Consider the following 5,920-nt stretch of genomic DNA (forward strand, 5'->3'; position numbering starts at 1 on the left):
CCGCTACGAACGCAAAGCCGAACACTTCCTCGCCTTCGCCGCCATCGCCTGCACCCTCATCTGCTACCGCCGACTCACCAAATGAGATGACTTCTTAATAGGCATCCCGGTAGAGAGCATCCCGCCTTGGCCGCCCAACTCCGCTCGGACAACCGCCCGACAGGGATCAGGCCGTCGAGAACGTCGACGACGAACTGGGACGCGGGGCATGGCTTCGAACTCGTCTCGTGAGTCGTCGTTCAGCACCGTGTGCGTATCAGGTGACGGATGCTCAGCGATGGCTGGGCCCGCCGTTCAGTCGATGCCTTCGATGATGCGGAAGTCGCGCTCGAAGCCGTCGGGGAGGGCCACCAGTGCCTTCTGGTATGCCTCGCTCTCGTATGCCGCGACGGCCTGTTCAAAGCTGTCGAACTCGATCAGAACGACGCGTTGCGTGATTCCGGCCTCGTGGGCGACGACTTGACCGCCACGGGACAGGAGGCGCCCGCCCCCAGCCTGGACAGCCGGACGGGCCAGCTTGTCGTAGGCAGTCAGCCTCTCAGGGTCGGAAATGGCGGGGTAGACACTGACCCAGTAGCCCTTAGCCATGGAAACCTCCTATGTTCGGCCGGACACGTCCGACTTCGAATTGACACTCGGATCGATCGATCCCGGCGACGGGTGCTGCGGTCAGCTGAATCGTCATATGCGCAGGTTAGGGCTTGATGTGCGGTCGAGGGAAAGACCGGTACGGGATAGCCTCAGAATGGATCGTTATCAATCGGCAGGGAGGGCACGTGGCGCCGGATACGGTGAGCCTGCGGTACTTCCTGGTGCTGGCGCAGGAGTTGAACTTCACCCGCGCGGCCGCACGGATCGGTATCGCACAGCCCGCACTCAGCGCCCGGATGCGCCGATTGGAGGCGGAACTCGGTACGGCCCTGCTGGTCCGCAACACGCGTAGCGTCGTATTGACGACAGCCGGTGCGGCTTTGGCGGAGTCCGCGCCGCCCGCGCTGGCGGCGCTGGACCGGGCATGGGACACCGCCCGGAGCGCGGCGGCCGGTGAACTGGGCACGCTGCGCATCGGATACAGCCTCAGCGCCGGGGCCGAGACGGCACCGGCCCTGGTGGACAGGCTGATTCGCGGCAACAGCGGACTCGAGGTCGGCGCGGTCCCGATGGCGACACCGGAGATCTCCCCCGCGGTCGCCGACGGCCGCATCGATGCCGGGATCACCCGCGGTGAACAGCCGGGCCGTGACGTGCGCCGGTTCCTGCTGCGGCGTGAGCGCGTCGGGGTCCAGCTGGCGCAGCACCATCCGCTGGCCGAACACCCGGAGATCGAGATCGCCGACGCGGCCGCGTATCCGCTGCGACTCCCGGACCGTGCGGCCAACCCCGTGGTCCACGATCAGCTGTCCGCACTGTTCCGAGACACCCGACCACAACCCCGATTCCACACGCCCGCAGTCGCTTTCGACATGTCTCAGCGCGACCTGCGCGACGGGGTCACCCTCGCCCCGGCCGGAGAAGCCGCGGTCACGGCACAACCGGCCGGTCTCACCTGGCGACCGCTGCGGGGCGCGCCCGGCCTGACGATCCACCTGGTCCTCCCACGCCAGCAGTCGCCGCTACACCGCCGCATCCGTGCCGTCGCCAAAACCCTGGCTCACGAGCTGCGCTGGCTGCCGGACTGACGCGCAAGAGGTCAAGCGAGACGGACGCCCGCGGTGGCGAGGCCGAAGACCTTGCGCCCGGCGGGCTTCGCGGTGATGACGACGGCGGTCTTGCTGAATGTCCGACACGACCTCGCTACGCCGGCGGATCAGCATCCGATGATGGCCCCGGGTCCGGTCCGAGTCGTACACCGCGGCGACGTCCTCGCCCAGCCCGAGATCTCGGCGGATACCGCGCCTTCGCCGACGCCGAACCGGACAAGCACGGGTAACCGGCGGGAACGCCCGCCGTCAACGGCGTCCATGACGTCGGTCAATGCTTAACGCCAACCACTGTTCCACTGCTCCCCGAGGCCGAGTTCCCGGCCGGCACGTCGTGCTCCGTGACCACCCCGGCAGGGGTGATCCTCCCGATCTGGCCGTCCTGGGGCTGGGTGAACCAGACGTTGCCGTCCGGGCCCGTGACGATGCCCTGAGCCCGGCCGGGAACGCTGTGCTCGGTGATGGTCACCACCGCGGATGCCGGGATCGCGCCCACCCCGCGCCTGTTGCGGAGCGCTCAGTTCCTCCTCGGCTGGCCCGGGTAGGACCCGGCGGGGCAGAGCCGGGTGCCGGTTCTCAGCAGTGCGAGACGGACGGCGGCCGTACTGGTCTGTTCCCGGTTGGCGATGGTCTGCAGGGACAGGTGGTCTTGCTCGTACCAGGTGCGCCACTGGTGCACGCGGGTGGCGGTGTGCTGGGTTTGCTGGAAGCGGGGCGGGCTCCATTCGGCGGGGTGCTGGGACAGAAGGTAGATGACGTGTGCGGTGGTGGTCTTCAGGGTGCGGGCGAGAGAGTCTCGACGTGCTGCACCAGGTGATCCTCGCGTCGGCGACACAGGGCGCCGTCCCGCAGCACCGGCCGGTCGTGGTCGTCGTCGCCGGGCAGCCCGGCGCCGGGAAGACCGAGACCGCCGACCTCCTACAGGCGGTCCTGGACCGCCACCCCGACCCCGCCCGTCACGCCGCCCCCGACGAGTCTGCCCACCCCCACGCCGACGCCCACCCAGACGGTGGACCACCTGACGAACGCGGGTACCGGGGGTTTCGCAACGTCCGCGCGACAGCCACCCGCCCGGCAGCCGCACCGAAACCGTCCCGCCCGGGCCTCGGACGGCCTGCCGGCTCGAAGAACAAGCACCGCGCCAAATGCCACGACGTCGGCAAGACAGTCAAGCGCGCCGAGTCGATCAAGGAGCATCAAGCCCGCCGAGGATGAAGGCCGGGCTTAGACTCTGACGATGATCGAGATCCTCGACAACCTGGACATACTGTCCCGGCCACACCTCGACCTCACGACTGTCGAGATGGGCGGCATAGCCCTGGGAACACCAGCCACCAGCGTTCCACGCCGGAGCATCATCCAGGCCCAGTCCTCCGTAGTCGCCCGGTACGGCGGCGGGACCAACATCGACAGCGAGTACTACGACGCCGAAGGGCGGCGGCTGACCCTCGACGAGGTCATCGGCCACGCTGCCCAGTCAGACGGATTCTTGTACTGCGCCGACAAGCTCACCTACAAGGTTCGAGCCGGGACGGTCGTCGGCTTCGCGATCTATGGCCCGCATCTTTCCCACTTCGCTCACCTGACCTCGTACGAGGAACTCCTGGCTGCGTTCGGCAGACCCGAGCGGGCGCACGAAGACAAGGCATATGGCGACCTCATGGGCTACGACAACTACTACTGGGGCGCGCAGAAGCATGTGAAGTGGGATGCCTGGGACCACCGAGTGAGCCTGATCAACATGGGCTCCTTCGAGGGAAACACAGGCCCGTGACCAGATGTGCCAGAACCAGGCTACGCGAGCGTTCCGGCGTGATCCGGCCTGCCTGTAATGGAACCACCGTACTGAGGTTAAACGTCAAGGTCAGAGCCGACATCCCAATTGAAATCCCCGTGGTCTTCGGGCAGAGCAGCCACGGCATCGGACACGAATTCGCGGCCGGTCGATCGTCAGGTCCTGGGCGCGGGCGATCCCGAGGTGAAGCGCCATCTCCTCGCCCGTGCAGCGGGTTCGACCTCACCGTCGGAGCTGGCCGCACGCTCGGCCCTGTCGGGGTACTGACTCATGTGCCCAGGTGAGTACGAGGTCACGTGCTCACTTGGTGTCCTCGTCCGGGGCCATGTCGTACTCGTCGACGTCGAGCTCGGCGCCGATGGTGGTGAGGAAGTCCAGGACTTTGCGGTCCAGGTGCCGGCCGAAGAGGTTGGGGATGTCCGACGTGTCTGGCTGGTCCTGGTCGATGTCGTTGAGGTAGCGAACGACGTGCAGGACCGCTCCGCCGCCGTCGGTGGCCAGACGGGTGGCGAGTTCGCTTATGCGAGGCACAGGCATGGCGGGCCGCTGACGCCGGCCACACAAGCGCCCTGCTGCAACTGGCACGAATACGGAAGGATGTCGGTGACTGGGAGGGCGCCGAAGCGCTCTACCGCCAAGCCGCCGACGCCGGCAACAGCTCCCGGTTGGAAGAGGTGTGGCCGTACGGGCTGGAGCCGAACGGATCCCCTACGCCTCCGTGGCCGTAGCCATGGGGCCTGGTGACCTGCTCATTGGGCTTCCCAACCGATCAGCGTTGGGCGGCTACAGCGACAGCGAGTTCACCGCCGCAGGGTGGTGAGGTTGGCTCGCAGTTACCGGACATGCCGCCACCCTCCGGGGCACTGGCGGCCATGGGATCGGACACGAACGCCGCGCCACCGTCGGCCACCGGCCACGGCGCTTGGCCCTCGTCGGCCAGCGGCCATCGGATCGCCTGAGGACGAAACCAATGCGGGCCCGGGTACGTCGTGACACCAAGGTCGATGGGTGCTGTGTCTCTGGAGGGGAGGGTGACGCGGGAGAACGCAGATCGGGCTGTGGGGAGAGCTGCTCGTCTCTACCGTGATGACGGAGGAGGGGAGGCTGACGGGCTCGTTGTTCGAGGAGTTGGAGGCCCGGGAGTCGGCGGCGCGGGAGCGGGCGGACGGACTGCGGGCGGAGTTGCTCCTTCCCGAGCGTCGACGTCACGCCCGCGCCCGCGCCCAAGGGCCGTTACGCCGCGCTGAAGGTCCGTGGTATCGCCGAGACCGGTGCGCAGGTCGACCGAAGGTCGCGGCCCTGGCCTCCGCTGAACCGGGCCGCGTTTCCCTGCTTGCCATAGGCGATCACGCCGCCGTACATTCCCTGCACCCGGCTTGTCCGGCCGCTTCGTCTATCCCCTTTGAGCACATGAGGAGCGCCCGATATGACGGGTGTACTGGCGGTCGCAGGCGGCACCGCATCCGGCAAGTCCACCCTTGCCGAAGCCCTGTCGCTGCAGTGTCCCGAGAGCGTGGCGCTGGTCCATCTGGACGACTACTACGTGCCCGCGCACGACCCCCTGCGGGGTGTGTGGACGGTCAGTGCCGACGGGCACGCCGTCCTCGACTGGAACCATCCGGGGTCGATCGACGAGACAGCGGTGGCACACGCCATCGACGCGGCGCTGCTGCGCCCCGGCGTGCTGCTGGTGGTGGTCGAGGGCCTGTTCGCGCTGTCACTGCCGTCCGTGGTCCGGCGGGCGGCGTGGCGGGTGTACGTCGACACCCCCGACGACATACGCCTGGCCCGCAAGATCCTCCGGAAGATCGAGGTGCAGCGGCAGGACCCTCGACTGTCCCTGCGCAACTATCTGCAGACCGGCAGGGACCGCCACGCAGCCCATGTCGCGCCCTCCGGGGCAGCGGCCGATCTGGTCGTGGACGGGACCGCGAGCGAGGCGGAGATGCTGGCGGCCGTCATGCCGCTGATCGGGCCGGCCCTCGCGCCGCCGCCCGCGGCGCCCTCGCGGGCACGGGGGGTGTGCGGTGTGACCCGTACCCCCGGGGTCCCGGTGTTCGCGCTGTGATGTGCCCTGGGGGCACCGGCCCCGGCGAGAGACGCCGCGTGATCACGCTTCCGGCAACACAGCCCAACCCCCGGCGGGCTCTCAGGCGAATCACGACCGATCCAGTTCACCTGCGGCCAGGCGAACTGCAGGGGCGACCTAGCCCCCGGCGGAGGGCGAGTCGGTACCGGACGCGCCCCGGTCACGGGACTCCCGATGGGCCGCGAACTTCGCCGCCGCCCGCCAGTTCCACGCCCGCGAGGGCCGTCTAAAGGCAATGCCGTGACTCTGTTGGTGATCTTCAGTGGATGCTGACAGTTGCTTCGGTCAGTGCTTCAGTGGAGACAGCGGGGCGGTGCCGAGGCCGAGGCGGGCCTG

At 68.3% G+C, this 5,920-nt stretch carries 7 protein-coding genes; 4 read left to right on the top strand and 3 right to left on the bottom strand.

The genetic code is table 11. From position 1 onward, the window contains the following. Positions 1–294: 294 nt before the first annotated feature. Positions 295–588, bottom strand: coding sequence for a DUF1330 domain-containing protein (locus tag ACFYR3_RS45390; protein WP_355854511.1), 294 nt, complete (start codon positions 586–588; stop codon positions 295–297). 188 nt (positions 589–776) lie between these two features. Here ACFYR3_RS45390 and ACFYR3_RS45395 point away from each other — a divergent pair, with 188 nt between their 5' ends. Beyond that, on the top strand, positions 777–1,679 hold the full coding sequence (locus ACFYR3_RS45395) for a LysR family transcriptional regulator (RefSeq protein WP_355854514.1): 903 nt from the start codon (positions 777–779) through the stop codon (positions 1,677–1,679). A gap of 538 nt (positions 1,680–2,217) precedes the next feature. On the opposite strand, the gene ACFYR3_RS45400 is transcribed toward ACFYR3_RS45395, so the two are convergent. After that, on the bottom strand, positions 2,218–2,379 hold the full coding sequence (locus ACFYR3_RS45400) for a hypothetical protein (RefSeq protein ID WP_355854517.1): 162 nt from the start codon (positions 2,377–2,379) through the stop codon (positions 2,218–2,220). Positions 2,380–2,501: 122 nt separating this feature from the next. On the opposite strand from ACFYR3_RS45400, the gene ACFYR3_RS45405 reads away from it, so the two are divergent. Then, positions 2,502–2,915 (top strand): zeta toxin family protein, encoded by a 414-nt coding sequence (locus tag ACFYR3_RS45405; protein ID WP_389288276.1) that lies wholly within the window; start codon positions 2,502–2,504, stop codon positions 2,913–2,915. Positions 2,916–2,937: 22 nt separating this feature from the next. After that, positions 2,938–3,474, top strand: coding sequence for a hypothetical protein (locus ACFYR3_RS45410; RefSeq protein ID WP_355854520.1), 537 nt, complete (start codon positions 2,938–2,940; stop codon positions 3,472–3,474). A gap of 321 nt (positions 3,475–3,795) precedes the next feature. On the opposite strand, the gene ACFYR3_RS45415 is transcribed toward ACFYR3_RS45410, so the two are convergent. Beyond that, positions 3,796–4,032 (bottom strand): hypothetical protein, encoded by a 237-nt coding sequence (locus tag ACFYR3_RS45415; protein WP_355854523.1) that lies wholly within the window; start codon positions 4,030–4,032, stop codon positions 3,796–3,798. Positions 4,033–4,921: 889 nt separating this feature from the next. Here ACFYR3_RS45415 and ACFYR3_RS45420 point away from each other — a divergent pair. Continuing rightward, positions 4,922–5,563, top strand: a complete 642-nt coding sequence (locus ACFYR3_RS45420; protein ID WP_355854526.1) for a hypothetical protein — start codon at positions 4,922–4,924, stop codon at positions 5,561–5,563. Positions 5,564–5,920 lie beyond the last annotated feature (357 nt).

Source organism: Streptomyces sp. NPDC005784 (assembly GCF_042871525.1).
In the GTDB taxonomy this organism is placed as follows: Bacteria; Actinomycetota; Actinomycetes; order Streptomycetales; family Streptomycetaceae; genus Streptomyces.